A 15,836-nucleotide genomic window follows, 5' to 3' on the forward strand; every position below is an offset into this window, starting at 1 on the left:
TGCAACGCCCGCGTCGTCGCCCGCTTCGTAACAAACTCCTTCCCCACACCAATCAACTCCAACTTGACCGGCACAGAAGAAACAACAGACGGATCGGGTTCGAGCGTTTCGAGGTTGTGTGCGGACATCGGACTCCTTTGGCGTATCCGGCGAATTGCGTGTACGGTTCTCAGGCCTTGGCGTCGGACAGCAGGCTGTTGTCGAACCAGGTCTTGGGATCGCCGCCGGCCTTGGCCTCGCCTGCGGCAGTGAGCTCGTCGTAACCGGCGGCCCAGGCGGCTTCGTCGGTGACCAGCAACGGCTTCGACGCATCGCCACCAGTCCACAACTCACGGCTCATCGTGAGGCTCTGCCTGGCGATCGTGTCGTCGTCCAACGTCGCGAAGGAATACTCCTTACGCAGCGTCGCAATGGTCTCGTCCAGCGATTCGTCCGCGACCATGGCGGCGACCGCGTCCCGGATCCCGGCGAGGAAAGCCTTGAGCGCCTCGGGGTCCTTTTCCATTCCCTCGCGCGTGGCCACATAGACCTGGGAGTCGGACTTGACGACCGTGCCCGGGTCGAACACGCGGGCGTCGTCGTGCTGCGAGAGCACGATGTTGGCGGTGTCGATGCTGACGACATAACCGGCGATGCGGCCCTGCTGCACCAGGTTGAACGTGCCGGGCGTCAGACCGACGACCTGGCGCGGCGCCTTTGCCGGGTCGAGACCGGCGTTGGCCAGCACCAGCGAGACGACCTTGCTGCTCGTACCGCCCTCCGACGGCACACCGATCGTCTTGCCGACGAAGTCCTCCGGCTTCTCCAACGGATCCTTGGAGCTGTACACGACGCGCACCGACGATCCGCGGGTCAGGGTGGCGATGTTCACCAGCGGCTGGTTCGACTCGGCCACCGCGCTCATCACGTCGATCTGGCCGATCCGGGTGATGGGGCCGACCCCGGCGAGCACGGTCTGCATGGCCTGCGGCGAGCCCTTCACCGGCTGGAGCGTGACGTCGAGGCCGTGCTTGGCGAAGTGGCCACCGGCCACCGCGAGCAGCTCCGGCGCCAGTGACAGGGTCTCCAGGGCGAGGTAGCTGAGGAACGTGACGTCCTTGCCGCCGCCGCCCGACCCGCCCGAGTCGGTGCCGCACGCCGCCAGCAGCGTGGGCCCCGCGGCCACGGCGGCCGTGGCCAGTGCGGAACGCCTGAGGAAAGACCTCCTGGACAGCGACGATGAGGTCAGGAAGTGGGTAGGCACGATCTTGTCTCCTAGTTCCCGTACTACCGGCCACAGCCCTGTGACCGGCTGGGCAGAGACTCACCCGTGCACCGCCCCAGGGGCTACCCGCCTTTCCGCATATCGGAAGGCTGGTGTGGTAACGGCTTGGTCGGCGCGCCGAGCGCGCGGGAGATCCCGCGTGCCGTCGCCTGCACGAGATGCCCGAGGCTCGGGCGGTGGGACTCGGTGTGCGGCACGATCAGCGACAGCGACGCGACCACGGCGTTGCCGGGCCCGTGGATCGGCGCGGCGACGGACAGGAAGGCGGGATCGATCTGCCGGTCACTCACGGCGTAACCGGTGCGCCGCACGGTGGCCAGCACCTGCCGCAGCTCCCGCTGGCTGGAGTAGGTCAGCGGGGTGAACGAGGCCAGTGGCCTGCTCAGCACCTCTTCCTGCAGCTCGACGGGCGCGTGCGCGAGGAGCACGAGCCCCACTGCCGTTGCGTGCATGGCGTAGCGCCCGCCGATCCGGGGCCGCGCGCTGGCGCGTTCGGGGCTGACGAACCGCTCGACGAAGACGACCTCGTCCTTCTCCCGCACGGCCAGATGCACGCCGTGGCGGGTCGTCTCGTAGAGGTCCTGCATGAACGGCAGGGCGATGCGTTGCAGGCCCACCGACCGCGGGGCGCGCGCGGCGACCTCCCACAGCCGCAGGCCGATGCGGTAGTCGCCGCCGTCGTCGCGTTCCAGCGCGCCCCATTCGTGCAACTCGGTGACGATGCGGTGCGTGGTGGTGAGCGGCACGCCCGAGCGGCGGCTGATCTCCGACAGGCTCAGCCCGGCCGCGGAGTCGGAGAACGTGTCCAGTATCCGCAGCGCGCGGCGCAACACGGACCGACGCTCGTTCACGATGGGCAGTCTAGGTTGTGGCGAGCTGCGACGAAGGCCACGTGGGAGCACGATTGGGGGTGACCGGCTCCGCGGGTGTTTGGCGACACTCTACAAAGCTTGGTCGCGGCTGGTGGTGAGTCCGATCATTTCCGGACCCGTCGGTAACCGGGAAAGTGGGGCTCAAGCATGGGCGACGGCCGCGCAACCGGACGTCGCCCTTCGGTGTGTTCGTCCGCCTGAGTTGTAAGGATTGCCGGTTTGTTCACTCGCATCGCCATCGTGAATCGGGGAGAGGCCGCGATGCGGCTGATCCACGCTGTCCGGGAGCTGAACGCGGGTGGTGGGCCGCGCGGCGAAACCACTGAGACGATCGCGTTCTACACCGACGCCGACCGCACCGCGACATTCGTCCGCGAGGCCGACCACGCCTACTGTCTCGGCCTTGCGGCGGATCGCCCGTACCTCGACCTCGCGGTACTGGAGCGCGCGCTGGTCGAGACCGGGGCCGACGCCGCATGGGTCGGCTGGGGGTTCGTTGCCGAGGACCCGGCCTTCGCGGAGCTGTGCGCGAAGCTCGGTGTCACCTTCATCGGCCCGAGCCCCGAGGCGATGCGCAAGCTCGGCGACAAGATCGGCGCCAAGCTCATCGCCGAGGAGGTCGGCGTACCCGTGGCGCCGTGGAGCAGGGGAGCGGTCGAGAACCTCGACGCGGCCCTCCTGGCGGCCAAGGAGATCGGCTACCCGTTGATGCTCAAGGCGACCGCCGGCGGTGGCGGCCGTGGCATCCGGGTGATCAACTCTGACGAGGAGCTACGGGACGCCTTCGAGCGCACCAGCCTGGAGGCCGAGCGCGCGTTCGGCAGCGGCGTGGTCTTCCTCGAACGGCTGGTCACCGGTGCCCGTCACGTCGAGGTCCAGGTCATCGCCGATGGGCAGGGCACGGCGTGGGCGCTGGGCGTACGCGACTGCTCGGTGCAGCGGCGCAACCAGAAGGTCATCGAGGAGTCCTCCTCGCCGCTGCTGAGCCCCGAACAGACCGGCGAGCTGAAGTCGTCGGCCGAGCGGCTGGCGGTCGCGGTGGGTTACCAGGGGGCGGCGACTGTCGAGTTCCTGTACCACCCACAGGACAAACTCTTCGCCTTCCTCGAGGTCAACACCCGGCTGCAGGTCGAGCACCCCATCACCGAGGCCACCACCGACATGGACCTGGTGAAGGCGCAGCTGCACGTGGCCGCCGGGGGCACACTGACCGGTGAGCCGCCCGCCGAGGTCGGTCACGCGATCGAGGCCCGGCTCAACGCCGAGGACCCCGATCGCGACTTCGCGCCTGCGCCCGGCCGGATCGCACTGCTCGATCTGCCTGCCGGTCCCGGAATCCGGGTGGACACCGGCGTCAGCGAGGGCGACACCATTCCCGCCGACTTCGACTCGATGATCGCCAAGATCATCGCGTACGGCCGGACCCGGGACGAGGCGCTGGCCCGGCTGCGCCGCGCGCTGTCCGAGACCACCGTGCTCATCGAGGGCGGCGCCACCAACAAGAGCTTCCTGCTGGACCTGCTCGGCGCGCCCGAGGTGATCGACGCCAGCGCGGACACCGGCTGGATCGACCGGGTCCGCGCCGAGGGCCGCCTCGTCTCCAGCAAGCACTCCGGGGTCGCGCTCGCCGCGGCCGCCATCGAAGCCTACGAGGAGGAGGAACGCACCGAGCAACAGCGGCTGCTGTCCACCGCCTACGGTGGGCGCCCGCAGGTCCAGCACGAGAGCGGCAGGCCCATCGACCTGAAGCTGCGGGGTGCGACCTACCGGGTGAGCGTGGCCAGGGTCGGGTCGCGGCGTTTCCGGGTCGGCATCGACAGTGGTGGCGAGCTGCGGCCGGTGGACGTCGAGATCGAGCGGTTCGACGAGCGGGCCGGTCAGCTCGTTCTGAACGGCAGGCGTTTCCGCCTCGTCACCGGCAGCCACGGGCCCATCCACCTGGTCGAGGTCGACGGCGTGACCCACCGGATCAGCCGCGACGAGGGCGGGGTGGTGCGCTCGCCCGCCCCCGCGCTCGTGGTGGCGACGCCGGTGGAGGCGGGCGCCGAGGTCGCCGCGGGTGCGCCGGTGCTCGTGCTGGAGAGCATGAAGATGGAGACCGTGCTGCGGGCGCCGTTCCGTGCCGTCCTCAAGGAACGCGCGGTCTCGGTCGGCAGCCAGGTGGAGACGGGTGCGCCGCTGCTGCGGCTGGAACCACTCTCCGACGAGGCCGCCGACACGGAAGCCGCCACCCAGCCGGGCGCCGACCTGGAGCTTCCGCCCGAGCCCACCGGCGTGTCGGCGCCCGAGCGCGTGCGCCGTGGCCTGGCCGACGTGCGCAGTCTTCTGCTCGGCTACGACGTCGACCCGCACGACCAGGGCCGGGTGCTCGCCGCCTACCTGGATGCCCGTGCTGAGGTGGCGGCTGCCGGGACGCGGCCGGTCGACGGTGAGGTCGAGCTGCTGCGTGTGTTCGCCGACCTGTCCGAACTGAGCCGCAACCGGCCGGCCGGTGAGGAGAACAGGGCCGACACCCGCGTGCACAGTTCGCGCGAGTACTTCCACACCTACCTGCAGAGCCTCGACGTCGAGCGGGCAGGGTTGTCGGAGACCTTCCAGAGCCGGCTCACCCGCGTGCTCGGCCATTACGGTGTCACCGATCTCGAACGGGGCCCGGCGCTGGAGGACGCCGTCTTCCGGATCTTCCTCGCCCAGCAGCGCGCGGCCTCCGACGTCGTGATCGTGACGACGCTGCTTCGGCAGTGGCTCACCGAACCGGCGCCGGGCAACTCGGTGCGTGAGTCCGTCGGCCAGGTGCTCGAACACCTGATCGTCGCCACCCAGCTGCGTTTCCCCGCGGTCGGCGACCTCGCGCGCAGCCTGGTGTTCCGCTGGTTCGCCCAGCCCATGCTGCGCCGCAACCGGGCCGAGATCTACGCCGGTGTGCGTGGTCATCTGCGGTACCTCGACGCGCATCCCGACGCGCCGGACCGGGAGGAGCGGATCGCGGCGATGGTCGCGAGCCCCGAGCCGCTGGTACGTGTACTCGGGCAGCGGATCGGCAGGCCGGGTACCGACGAGGGACCGTTGCTGGAGGTACTGAGCCGCCGCTACTACCACAGTCGCAGGCTCCAGGACGTCCGCGGACTGCGGGTGGCGGGGCGCTCGTGCGTCACCGCCGAGTACGACCTCGACGGCAGCCGGCTGCGGCTGGTGGCCACCGCCGCCGACTTCACCGAGCTGGCCGAGGCGCTGCACGCCGTCGCGGAGGTCGCGGGTGCGGGTGACGCGGCAGCGCGCGCCGACCTGGTGGCCGACGTCTACCTCACCTGGGCGGACCAGCCTGCCGATGCCGGCGCGATGTCAGCCCAGTTGCGTGAGGTACTGGTCACGGTGGACCTGCCGGGCCGGGTACGCAGGGTGACCGTGAGTGTCGCCGGGCGCAGCGGTGCTTCCAAGCACCATCACTTCACGTTCCGGCCGTCGAGCACCGGGTTGGCCGAGGAACGCCTGATCCGCGGGCTGCACCCGCTCATCGCGCAGCGGCTGCAGCTGACGCGCTGGCAGAACTTCGACCTGACCGGGCTGCCCTCGGCCGACGAGGAGGTCCATCTCTTCCGGTGTGTGGCGCCGAGAAACCCCGCCGACGAGCGGCTCGTCGCGATGGCGCAGGTCCGCGACCTGACGCCGTTGCGCGACGCGGAGGGTCGGATGCTCGCGTTGCCGGCCGTGGAGGGCACGCTCGACGCGTGCCTGGACGCGATCCGCAAGGTCCAGGCTCAGCGGCCGGCGAAGAAGCGCTTCGACACCAACCGGGTCCTGCTCTATGTGTGGCCGCCGAGCGAGTTCACGCTGGACGAACTCACGGCGATCGCGCGGCGGGTCGTGCCCACCACCGCGGGCGCGGGCCTGGAGGAGGTGCTCTTCCTCGGCCGCCAGCGCGACGCCGACAGCGGCGAGCTGCGCGAGATCGCCGTGCGCATCTCCTACACGATCGGCTCGGGTGTCCGCATCAGCGTGACCGCGCCGCCCACCGAGCTCATCCAGCCACTGGACGACTACGGCCAGAAGGTGCTGCGCGCCAGGCGGCGGGACACCGTCTACCCCTACGAGCTCACCGGACTGCTCGCCGGTCAGGGCGGCACCTTCGTCGAGTACGACCTCGACGACACCGGCGCCCTGGTGCAGGTGGAGCGGCCGAAGGGGCAGAACAAGGCGGGCATCGTCGCGGGTGTGGTGACGACGCCGACGCCGCGGTACCCGGAGGGACTCACGCGGGTGGTGCTGCTCGGCGACCCGACGAAGGCGCTCGGCGCGCTGTCCGAACCGGAGTGCGCGCGAGTGATCGGTGCGCTCGACCTCGCCGAACGGATGCGGGTGCCGGTCGAGTGGTTCGCGCTGTCGGCCGGCGCGCGGATCGCGATGAACTCCGGCACCGAGAACATGGACTGGGTCGCTGCCGCACTCAAGCGCATCGTGCACTTCACCCAGGACGGCGGCGAGATCAACATCGTGGTCGCCGGCATCAACGTCGGGGCGCAGCCGTACTGGAACGCTGAAGCGACGATGCTCATGCACACCAAGGGAATCCTGGTGATGACGCCGGATTCGGCCATGGTGCTCACCGGCAAGCAGTCGCTGGACTTCTCCGGCGGCGTGTCGGCGGAGGACAACTTCGGTATCGGCGGGTACGACCGGGTGATGGGGCCCAACGGCCAGGCGCAGTACTGGGCCAAGGACCTCGCCGGGGCCCGGGATGTGCTCATGTCCCACTACGACCACACCTATGTGCTCCCGGGGGAGAGCGGGCCGCGCAGGGCCGAGACCACCGATCCCCACGACCGCGACGTATCGGACTTCCCGCACAACGTGGTCGGCAGCGACTTCAGCACCGTCGGCGAGATCTTCTCGCGCGAGTTCAACCCGGACCGCAAGAAGGCCTTCGACATCCGCACCGTCATGCGGGCGGTGGCCGACCAGGATCATCCGGTGCTGGAACGCTGGGCCGGCATGGCTGATGCCGAGACCGCCGTCGTTCAGGACGCGCACCTCGGGGGCTGGCCGGTGTGCCTGGTCGGCATCGAGTCGCGTTCGGTGCCGCGGCGCGGCTTCCCGCCCACCGACGGCCCGGACACCTACACCGCGGGCACGTTGTTCCCGCGGTCGTCGAAGAAGGCCGCCAGGGCGATCAACGCGGCGAGCGGCAACCGGCCGCTGGTCGTACTGGCCAATCTGTCCGGTTTCGACGGCTCGCCCGAGTCCATGCGCAAGCTCCAGCTGGAGTACGGCGCGGAGATCGGCAGGGCCATCGTCAACTTCTCAGGTCCGATCGTGTTCTGCGTGATCTCCCGTTATCACGGCGGCGCCTTCGTGGTGTTCTCCAAGGCACTCAACCCGAATATGACGGTGCTGGCGGTCGAGGGCTCTTTCGCGTCCGTCATCGGCGGCGCGCCCGCCGCCGCCGTGGTGTTCGCAGGAGAGGTCAACGCACGTACAGCCGCCGACGAGCGGGTGCGGGAGATCGAGGCGCGGATCGCCGAGGCGGCAGGCGGCGAGCGGGCGCTGCTGAGCACCCAGCTCGCCGACGTCCGTTCCGCGGTGCGGGCCGAGAAGCTGGGTGAAGTGGCCGCGGAGTTCGACGGGGTGCACAGCATTCAGCGTGCCGTGCAGGTGGGTTCCGTCGACGCCGTCATCCAGCCTGACGAGCTGCGCCCGCAGATCATCGCGGCCATCGAGCGCGGCCTGGCGGAATAAAACGCAGTGCGGGCCCCCCTTCCACGGAAGAGGGGCCCGCAGTATTCCTTGTCGGTCAGCGGGTGCTGACGCGCGCGGGGTCCTCGTCGTCGATGTCGGACTCCCCAGCGAGGGCGTTGACGCGCTTCTCCTCCCTTACCGAGCGAATCGCCGCCGCGAGCCCCACGGCCCAGAGGATGCCGATGGCGGTGAGCGCGGCGGTCGTCCAGCCCGCCGGGGCGTCGATGGAGCTGAGCAGGGTGCGCGCGTTGGTGAACACGATGAGGCCACCGGCCGCCGCGCCGAGCACACGCGGCGGCAGCCGCCGCACCAGCCACGCCGCGAGCGGCGCGGCGAGCACGCCACCGAGCATGAGCCCGGCGACCACTGTGTAGTTCAGGTCGTGCTCGTCCGACAGCGCGAAGAGGAAGCCGACACTCGCGGCCAGCGCCACGATGAACTCCGAGGTGTCGACCGAGCCGACGACCTTGCGCGGTTCGAGCCGGCCGGAGGACAGCAGTGTCGTGGTGGCGACCGGTCCCCAGCCGCCTCCGCCACTGGCGTCGACGAACCCGGCGACCAGGCCCAGCGGGGCGAGGAACCGCACGCCGGGCCGCTTGCTCGTGACGAGCTTGCCCAGCTTGAGGAACGCGAAGCGGATGAGCACGTAGAGCCCGAGCAGCAACAGGATCGTGGTGATCCAGACGGACGCGGACTCGGTGGACAGCGAGGTCAGCACGTAGGCTCCGAGTACAGCGCCGATGGCGCCGGGAGCGGCGAGGATGCCCACTGTGCGCCAGTCGATGTTCCGGAACCTCCAGTGCGAGACACCGGACGCCAGCGAGGTTCCGACCTCGGCGAGGTGCACGGCGGCGGACGCGACCGCGGGCGCTGCACCCACTGCGATCAGGGTGGTCGTGGCCGTCACGCCGAACGCCATGCCCAGCGAGCCGTCGACGAGCTGGGCGAGGAACCCGGCGAGTCCGAACAGCAGGAGTGTTTGCATGCTGACCTCAGCTTCAGATATGGGGCCGCGGGCGGTCAGCGCCGCCGGGCAGGGGCAGGGACGGGCGTCAGCTCAGCCGGCACAGGGCCGAGTTCACGCGCAGCAGGTCGATGTGCAACCGCTGGATCAGCGGCGTCGAATGGCTGCCCACGCACCCGATCGTGGCAGAACGTCCACAGGATGGTCCACCAATTCCCACATTCTGAGTCGTGGGTCATATGGCGCAATTTTGTAAACCTCTGAAAATAAATGAGTCCCGTTGTCTCGCGTGGCGGAATCCATTGACACGGCCGGTTCCGGTGTATTGGTTTCAGCCGTGAAGAAAGCGAGGTCTGGTGTGGTGAAGAAGTTGCCGGCGGCCGTGCGGGACATACCGGGTGCCGGTGGGGTGCGCGAGTCGAACGCGGCCGCGGTGCTCGGTGCGATCCGGACGGACGGTCCGTTGTCGCGTGCGGCGATCGCGCGGTTGACGTCGCTGAGCATGCCCACGGTGAGCCGGCAGGTCAGCGCGCTGGCCGAGCTGGAGCTGCTGCGCGAGGTGCCGGGCGTGTCCGTGACGCGGGAGGTCGGCAGGCCGACCGTGCCGGTGGATCTCAACGACGAGGTCATCGCGGCGTGTGGCGTGCACATCGGGATCACCACGACCACGTACGGCCTGACGAACCTGCGCGGCCGCCTGCTCGACAGCGAGCGGATGCCGACCCCGGCAGGTGAGCCACAGGAGGTACTCCAGCGGATCGCACTCGAGGTGGGCGCGTTCCTGCGGAACTGGACCGACCGCAAGATCATCGGTATCGGTCTCGCCGTCGGTGGCCAGGTGGACGCCGAGCGTGGGCTGCTGCAGCACGAACCGCTCGGCTGGCGGGGGGTACCGGCGCGGGCCGTGCTGGAGGAGGTCACGGGGTTGCCCGTGCACCTCGATGGGCACGTGCCCGCCATGGCCACGGCGGAGCTGCTGTTCGGCGCGGCGGGCCGGGCGCAGAGCTCGCTGTACTTCTACGCGCGCGAGATGGTGGGGGTTGCGCTGTCCGTGGACGGCGTGCTGCACCGCGGGCCAGGTCTGTCGGGCAGCATCGCGCACCTGCCGATCGGCAGCTCCGTACCGTGTTCATGTGGCCGGACCGGGTGTCTGGAGGCGACGGTCGCCGAGCGCAGCGTGGTCGAGCAGGCCCAGCGGGCCGGGGTGATCGACAAGCCGGACATCCGGCTGCTGCGAGCCGCCGCCGAGGCCGGTGACGCCGCCGCCGACCGCATTCTCGTCGAACGGGCCCGTGCGCTGGGCAGAGCGGTGGGGATCGTGCGCGACGTCGTCAATCCGGAACTGGTCGTACTGGGCGGGCAGGCCATTACCGACGCGCCCGATTACCTCGGGGAACTGCTGGACGCGTTCGCCGGGACGACGGCGTTACCGGGCACGGACCTCGTCGAGGTGACCCGCTTCGGCCCGGACGTGCAGGCCATGGCCGCCTGCACCGGTCTGCTCACGCAGCTCTACGACCACCCCCTGTCAATTCTCGGCGCGTGATCCGGACCCTTTTGTATTGGTAATGGGTGGCGGGGTCTCCGCAATTCGGTAGCTAATGGGGTTCCGGTCCGAAGCACACGGGCCTGGCGGACAATATCGGAATTCCCGTTAGTTACCCGTCGGGAGAATTCGTACCGATTTCCGCACCGCGAGTCCCCCGTTCCGGCGCGCGAGTTGCCCGCCTGGGTAGCTGAGTTGCCCGTTCCGGTCGGTGAATGGCCCGCTCGGGTGCGCGTGTTGCCCGTTCCGGTCGGCGAACTGCCCGCTGGATCGCGTGCGTGCTCAGGCGCGCGACTGCGCCGCTGAAGCACGCCTGAGCGGGCCGGATGTGCGCGCCAGCGGGCACTTCGCGTGCCCCAGCGGGGGCCGCTCGCGCGCCGGGCTGGGGAACTGGCGTGCCCCACCGGGCAACTCGTGTGCCTGGGCGGGCAACTCGCGTGCCTGGGCGGGGGACTCGCGTGCCCCGGCGGGGGACTCGCGTGCCTGGGCGGGCAGTTCGTGCGCCCCGGCGGGCAACTCGCGTGCCCCGGCGGGGGACTCGCGTGCTTGGGCGGGGGACTCGCGCACTGGGCGTCAGCTGGTGCCGGTTTGTACGTAGCTTTCGATGCCGTCCAGCACCCGCTGTACCCCGAACTTCAGGTCGATGTCGAGACCTTCGTCCGGCAGGCCCGTCGGGGCGAACACGCCGGCGCTGGTCAGCTTCGCGAGCGTCGGGAACCGCTCAGCGCTGACGAACTCCTGGAGTATGGCGTTGTAGCCGGCCTGCGTTTCGGCCATGGTCACCCCCGCCTCGGTACGGGCGGTGCTCATGCTGACGGACAGCTGCGCCAGCTGCTGCACAGCGCCGAGCAGGAACAGGATCGTCGCCATGAGATCGCCGTCCCGCAGGCCTGCCCGGACGAGCGGTCGCAGGCCCGCGTCGAACCAGGCGAGCTGGTTGGGTCCCGAGGGCGCGCCGGTGATCGGGACCTGGAGTACCCAGGGGTGGCGCAGGTACATCGCCCACACGCCGTCGACCCAGTTCTCGAGTTCGCTTCGCCAGCTCTGTTCGTCGTCGCCGGGTGGCGGTGGCGCCTCGCCCGCCCGGTCGAGCATGACCTCGACCAGCTGCTCCTTGCTGGGTACGTAGCGGTACAGCGACATGGTCGTGTAGCCGAGCTCCGTAGCCACCCGCTGCATGGAGACGGCCTCGATGCCCTCGGCGTCGGCTATGCCGATCGCGGTGGCCACGATCTGGTCCACCGTCAGCTTCGGCCTCGGGCCTGGACGTTTCGGCGTTGAGCTGCCCCAGAGCAGCTCGAGACGCTTCCGTGGATCTGCTGGCATCGTCCTCCACTCGCCGTGCTTGACGACCATCCTAAAACTGTGTATCACTTATACCAATCGTGTAGGCAATACACAATTAGCTGGAGGGTTGATGGATCCGGGGTACGCGATCGAGGTGAGCGGGCTGCGCAAGTCCTATGGCGCGGTGGAGGTGCTCAAGGGGGTCGATCTGCGCGTCGAGCGGGGGAGCCTGCTGGCGTTGCTCGGCCCCAACGGCGCGGGCAAGACCACCGCCGTGCGCATCCTGAGCACCTTGCTGACATACGACGGGGGCACGGCCACGGTCAACGGCTACGACGTCGCGACACAGGCCACGGGTGTACGCCGGTCGATCGGGCTCACCGGCCAGCAGACTGCCGTCGACGGGTTGCTCACCGGCTACGAGAACCTCGTCATGATGAGCAGGCTCTTCCGGCTCCGGCCTGCGGCCGCGCGCGCACGCTCGCGGGAGCTCCTCGACCGGTTCGGCCTGAGCGACGCGGCCGATCGGCAGGTCAAGACCTACTCCGGCGGCATGCGGCGGCGGCTCGACCTCGCGATCAGCCTCATCACCGCGCCACCGGTGCTGTTCCTCGACGAGCCGACCACCGGGCTCGACCCACGCAGCCGAGGGGAGATGTGGCAGACCGTGCGCGAGCTGCTGGCCGGCGGCGTGACCGTGCTGCTCACCACCCAGTACCTCGAGGAGGCCGACCAGCTCGCCGACCAGATCGCGGTGGTGGACGGTGGCCGTGTCGTCGCCGAGGGCACGGCGACCCAGCTCAAGCAGCGGGTCGGCGCCGAGCGCCTCGAACTCACCTTCGCGGACCAGCGCTCGGTGGGCGCCGCCTTGACGGCGCTCGGCGCCGACCAGCCCCGCGCGGACCGGGAACTGACCGTCAGCGTGGCGGTCGATCACGCCTCGGACGTCAAGCGTGTCCTCGACCGGCTCGCGGACTCCGGGGTGCGACCCGAACGGTTGTTCGTCGCGGAACCCACCCTGGACGACGTCTTCCTGACCCTGACCGGACGACCTGCGGGAGACCGATGATGACCACGACGACCACACCGGTCTCCGTCACGACCCCGGTGACCCGCGGCGCCCCGCTCAGCTGGGCACTCACCGATGCGCGGGTGCTGATCGGCCGTAGCCTCCGGCACATCACGCGCAGCCCCGAGCAGATGATGGTCATGTTGTTCCTGCCCGTGATGCAGCTGCTGATCTTCCGCTACCTGTTCGGCGGCGCGGTCGCCACGGGCGATGTCACCTACGTCAACTACGTGCTCTCGGGCATCATCGTGATCTCGGTGATGTTCAACGTGACGTCCACGAGCGTGGCCGTGTGCAACGACATGCTCGAAGGCATCGTCGAGCGGTTCCGGTCGATGCCGATGCTCAGCTCCGCGGTGCTCATCGGACATGTCGCGGCCGCGCTGCTGCGCAACGGGGTGTCGATCGGCGTCATGGTCGGGGCCGGGTTACTCGTCGGTTTCCGGCCAGAGGCCGGGTTCGTCGACTGGCTCGCCGCGCTGGGTCTGCTCGCACTCTTCGTCGTGGCGGTGTCGTGGCTCGCGGCGATGATCGGGCTGGTCGCCAAGACCGTCGAGGGCGCAGGCGGCCTGGCCATGCCACTGGTGTTCGTCCCCTACCTCGGCAGCGCGATCGTGCCGCCGAGCACCATGCCCGAGGTGCTCCGCGTGATCGCGGAGAACCAGCCGGTGAGCGTCATGGTGGACGCGGTGCGCGGGCTGTTCGTGGGCGTCCCGATCGGCAACACCGGCTGGCTCGCCGTAGCGTGGTGGGCCGGCATTCTGCTAGTGCTCGTGCCGGTCACCGGCAGGCTCTTCCGGCGCAAGGTCGCGCAACGGTGATGTCTCAATAAGAGTCAACGATGTCGCAGTAGGTGGCAGCGATGTAGTCTGTCGGCGATGACGCGAAGCCCTGCCCTGCGCGACCACGTCGCGGCCGGAATCCTGGAGATCGCCGCACGCGTCCTCGCCGAACGCGGTGAGGGCGCGAGCATGGGCGACATCGCCAAGGCCGCCGGCGTCGCCCGCGCCACGCTGTACCGCTACTTCCCGAACCGCGATGCGCTGCTGCAGGCACTGGTCGACACGGCCACCACCGACCTCGCCACCCGGATCGCCGACGCCAAGCCCGACGAGGCACCCGTTGCCGAGGCGCTGGCCAGGCTGACCCGCGCGGTCATCGCGGCGACGAGCAAGTACCGGGCGCTGACCATGCTCGACAAGACCGCCGAGCAGGAGGAGCAGGCGCGCGTGGGGCTGACCGCGCCCTTCGCGGCGCTGTTCGCCAGAGGAGCCGAGGAGGGCGTTTTCCGCCGCGACCTGAACATCGAGTTGCTCATCGACGCCTACACCGGGCTGCTGGAAGGCGCGGCGAATCGGGTGAACCAGGGCAGGCTGGGTGTCGAGGAAGCCAGTGCCGCCATCACCTCGATCTTCCTCCAGGGTGCGCTGGCCGACCACGGGGATTGACAGCACGGCCGTTTCCCTGCCCGGATGCGCGGGTACGCCGCGTGCCGTGGAGGTGGGACGCGTGCGTGAGTTCGACGACGAGATTCGCGCGGCAGGACCCCCGCTCGTCTGGCAGGGGCCCGGTGGTGGCCCGATCGTGCTCGTGCTGGACCCGGCGGGCGAGGCCAAGCACGACGAACTGCCGGCCACCTGGCGACCGCTCGCCGAGCACATTCGTGTCGGGTGGTGCCGCCTCCCCGCCGACGCCCGGTACGGGAAGACGGTGGAGGATGTCCTGCGCGGTCTGGATCACCGAGCCCATCTGGTGGCTGCGGGAAGCGCCGCACGGCACGCGCTGCGGCTGGCGTGGGAGCACGCCGCTCTGGTGCGCTCGGTGATCGCGGTCGATCCGGCGCCGGCCGGCGAGACCGCCCCGCCGGCCGACGTCTACACCGCGATCGCGGACTGGTGGAACACCGAGACCGAGCCGCTGCGCCGCGAGCTGACCGCACGCGACATCCGGGTGGTCTGCTTCGTGAGCCGCGCGGGCGACCCGGCGGTGCGCGTCGAGCCCCCGGTCCCGCTCGGCCATCCCGATGTCGTGGCCAGGGTCGTGCAGACCCTGCTGTCGTTCCAGGGCGAAGGACATCGTGAACCAGTCGAGCCGCAACGGCGTGCGGAGATCGCCGCGTCCTGGCGTGCCGTGCGCAAGAGGTTCGGGCCCGCGCTCCAGCGCGCGCGGCGCGGCTGACCGAAGCCCCTGTCCGTCCGGTGTGGACATCTCCGCTGCCCCGTGTCACGTTCCGGCCGCCTGCCTCGTCAACGGCTCGGACACCAACGCGTGGCAGCAGAGAACGGGAGGTCGGAGGCAATGGCCGCACAACAGAGGGTGACGCGGGTCCTGACGGCGGTGGCCGGGCTCGCGATGCTGGCGGCCGGGATCTGGGCGCTCGCCGCGCCGGGCTCGTTCGCCGCGGTCGCGGGGCTCGACCCACACAGCGTCGGCGCGTTCCAGATCGGGCTCGGTCTCGGCCTGCTGCTGGCACTGGCGTGGGCGGATGCGCTGGCGGCGGTGCTCACCGCGTTCGGTGTGGCGTTGTTGATCCAAACGGTGGACTACGCCATCGCTCTGGACGCAGGCGGCAGTGCGGGCTGGGCGCTGGCGCCGGCCGCCCTGACCGTCACTGTTGCCGTGGCGCTCGCAGTGCACCTGCGCGGCGTCGGGTACATGGTCGGCACGGTGACGGCGGCGACCGTACCGGAGCTGGCACCGTTCGTGCGGCAGAAGACCGTCAGCCTCACGACCTACCGGAAGGACGGCAGGCCCGGCCGCAGCCCGGTGAGCATCGCCGTCGACGGCGACCACGCCTACATCCGCAGTTTCGAGAAGTCGCTGAAGACCCGGCGGCTGCGGCGGGATCCCCGTGTGGTGGTCACGCCGTCCACGGGGCTGGGCACGCCGACCGGTCCCGGAACACCCGCCAAGATGCGGCTGCTCGACGGGGCGGAGTACCGGCACGCCGCCCGGATGCTGCGTCGCAAGCATCCGTTCCTGCACGGCGTGCTCGTACCACTCGTGCACCGCCTCGCCCGCGCCAAGACCGGGCGTACTGTCCACTTCGAACTCACGCTCACCTGATAGGCCGGGACCGCTTGACGGGCAACCCGACGGTT

At 70.0% G+C, this 15,836-nt stretch carries 12 protein-coding genes; 7 read left to right on the forward strand and 5 right to left on the reverse strand.

Going from position 1 to position 15,836, the window contains the following annotated elements; translation table 11 throughout:
• Positions 1–169: 169 nt before the first annotated feature.
• A complete protein-coding gene (locus ABZ863_RS03000) occupies positions 170–1,243 on the reverse strand; it encodes an ABC transporter substrate-binding protein (RefSeq protein ID WP_358530526.1) in 1,074 nt (357 codons plus the stop codon).
• 83 nt (positions 1,244–1,326) lie between these two features.
• Complete coding sequence (locus ABZ863_RS03005) at positions 1,327–2,115, reverse strand: IclR family transcriptional regulator (RefSeq protein WP_358530528.1); 789 nt, start codon at positions 2,113–2,115, stop codon at positions 1,327–1,329.
• A 240-nt stretch (positions 2,116–2,355) separates the two neighbouring features.
• On the opposite strand from ABZ863_RS03005, the gene ABZ863_RS03010 reads away from it, so the two are divergent.
• Positions 2,356–7,869, forward strand: a complete 5,514-nt coding sequence (locus ABZ863_RS03010) for a carboxyl transferase domain-containing protein (protein ID WP_358530530.1) — start codon at positions 2,356–2,358, stop codon at positions 7,867–7,869.
• A gap of 55 nt (positions 7,870–7,924) precedes the next feature.
• Here the strand turns inward: ABZ863_RS03010 and ABZ863_RS03015 are convergent, their stop codons facing one another.
• A complete protein-coding gene (locus ABZ863_RS03015; protein WP_358530532.1) occupies positions 7,925–8,854 on the reverse strand; it encodes a sulfite exporter TauE/SafE family protein in 930 nt (309 codons plus the stop codon).
• A 337-nt stretch (positions 8,855–9,191) separates the two neighbouring features.
• Here ABZ863_RS03015 and ABZ863_RS03020 point away from each other — a divergent pair, with 337 nt between their 5' ends.
• Positions 9,192–10,379, forward strand: a complete 1,188-nt coding sequence (locus ABZ863_RS03020) for an ROK family transcriptional regulator (RefSeq protein ID WP_358530534.1) — start codon at positions 9,192–9,194, stop codon at positions 10,377–10,379.
• A gap of 282 nt (positions 10,380–10,661) precedes the next feature.
• Here the strand turns inward: ABZ863_RS03020 and ABZ863_RS03025 are convergent, their stop codons facing one another.
• A complete protein-coding gene (locus ABZ863_RS03025) occupies positions 10,662–10,946 on the reverse strand; it encodes a hypothetical protein (protein WP_358530536.1) in 285 nt (94 codons plus the stop codon).
• 6 nt (positions 10,947–10,952) lie between these two features.
• Positions 10,953–11,705, reverse strand: coding sequence for a TetR/AcrR family transcriptional regulator (locus ABZ863_RS03030; protein WP_358530538.1), 753 nt, complete (start codon positions 11,703–11,705; stop codon positions 10,953–10,955).
• A gap of 91 nt (positions 11,706–11,796) precedes the next feature.
• Between ABZ863_RS03030 and ABZ863_RS03035 the strand changes: the two genes are divergently transcribed.
• The 5 genes from ABZ863_RS03035 (at position 11,797) to ABZ863_RS03055 (ending at position 15,801) form a co-directional block, all read left to right on the forward strand.
• On the forward strand, positions 11,797–12,735 hold the full coding sequence (locus ABZ863_RS03035; RefSeq protein ID WP_358530540.1) for an ATP-binding cassette domain-containing protein: 939 nt from the start codon (positions 11,797–11,799) through the stop codon (positions 12,733–12,735).
• Positions 12,735–13,556 (forward strand): ABC transporter permease, encoded by an 822-nt coding sequence (locus ABZ863_RS03040; RefSeq protein ID WP_358530542.1) that lies wholly within the window; start codon positions 12,735–12,737, stop codon positions 13,554–13,556. The genes ABZ863_RS03035 and ABZ863_RS03040 overlap by 1 nt, the downstream gene beginning before the upstream one ends.
• A gap of 57 nt (positions 13,557–13,613) precedes the next feature.
• The gene (locus ABZ863_RS03045) at positions 13,614–14,183 is read left to right on the forward strand and encodes a helix-turn-helix domain-containing protein (protein ID WP_358530544.1); all 570 of its coding nucleotides are present in this window, start codon (positions 13,614–13,616) and stop codon (positions 14,181–14,183) included.
• A 61-nt stretch (positions 14,184–14,244) separates the two neighbouring features.
• The gene (locus ABZ863_RS03050; protein WP_358530546.1) at positions 14,245–14,913 is read left to right on the forward strand and encodes a hypothetical protein; all 669 of its coding nucleotides are present in this window, start codon (positions 14,245–14,247) and stop codon (positions 14,911–14,913) included.
• 120 nt (positions 14,914–15,033) lie between these two features.
• Positions 15,034–15,801, forward strand: a complete 768-nt coding sequence (locus ABZ863_RS03055; protein WP_358530548.1) for a PPOX class F420-dependent oxidoreductase — start codon at positions 15,034–15,036, stop codon at positions 15,799–15,801.
• The last annotated feature ends 35 nt before the right edge of the window (positions 15,802–15,836 follow it).

This window comes from Saccharomonospora sp. NPDC046836, from assembly GCF_040645195.1.
In the GTDB taxonomy this organism is placed as follows: Bacteria; Actinomycetota; Actinomycetes; order Mycobacteriales; family Pseudonocardiaceae; genus Prauserella_A.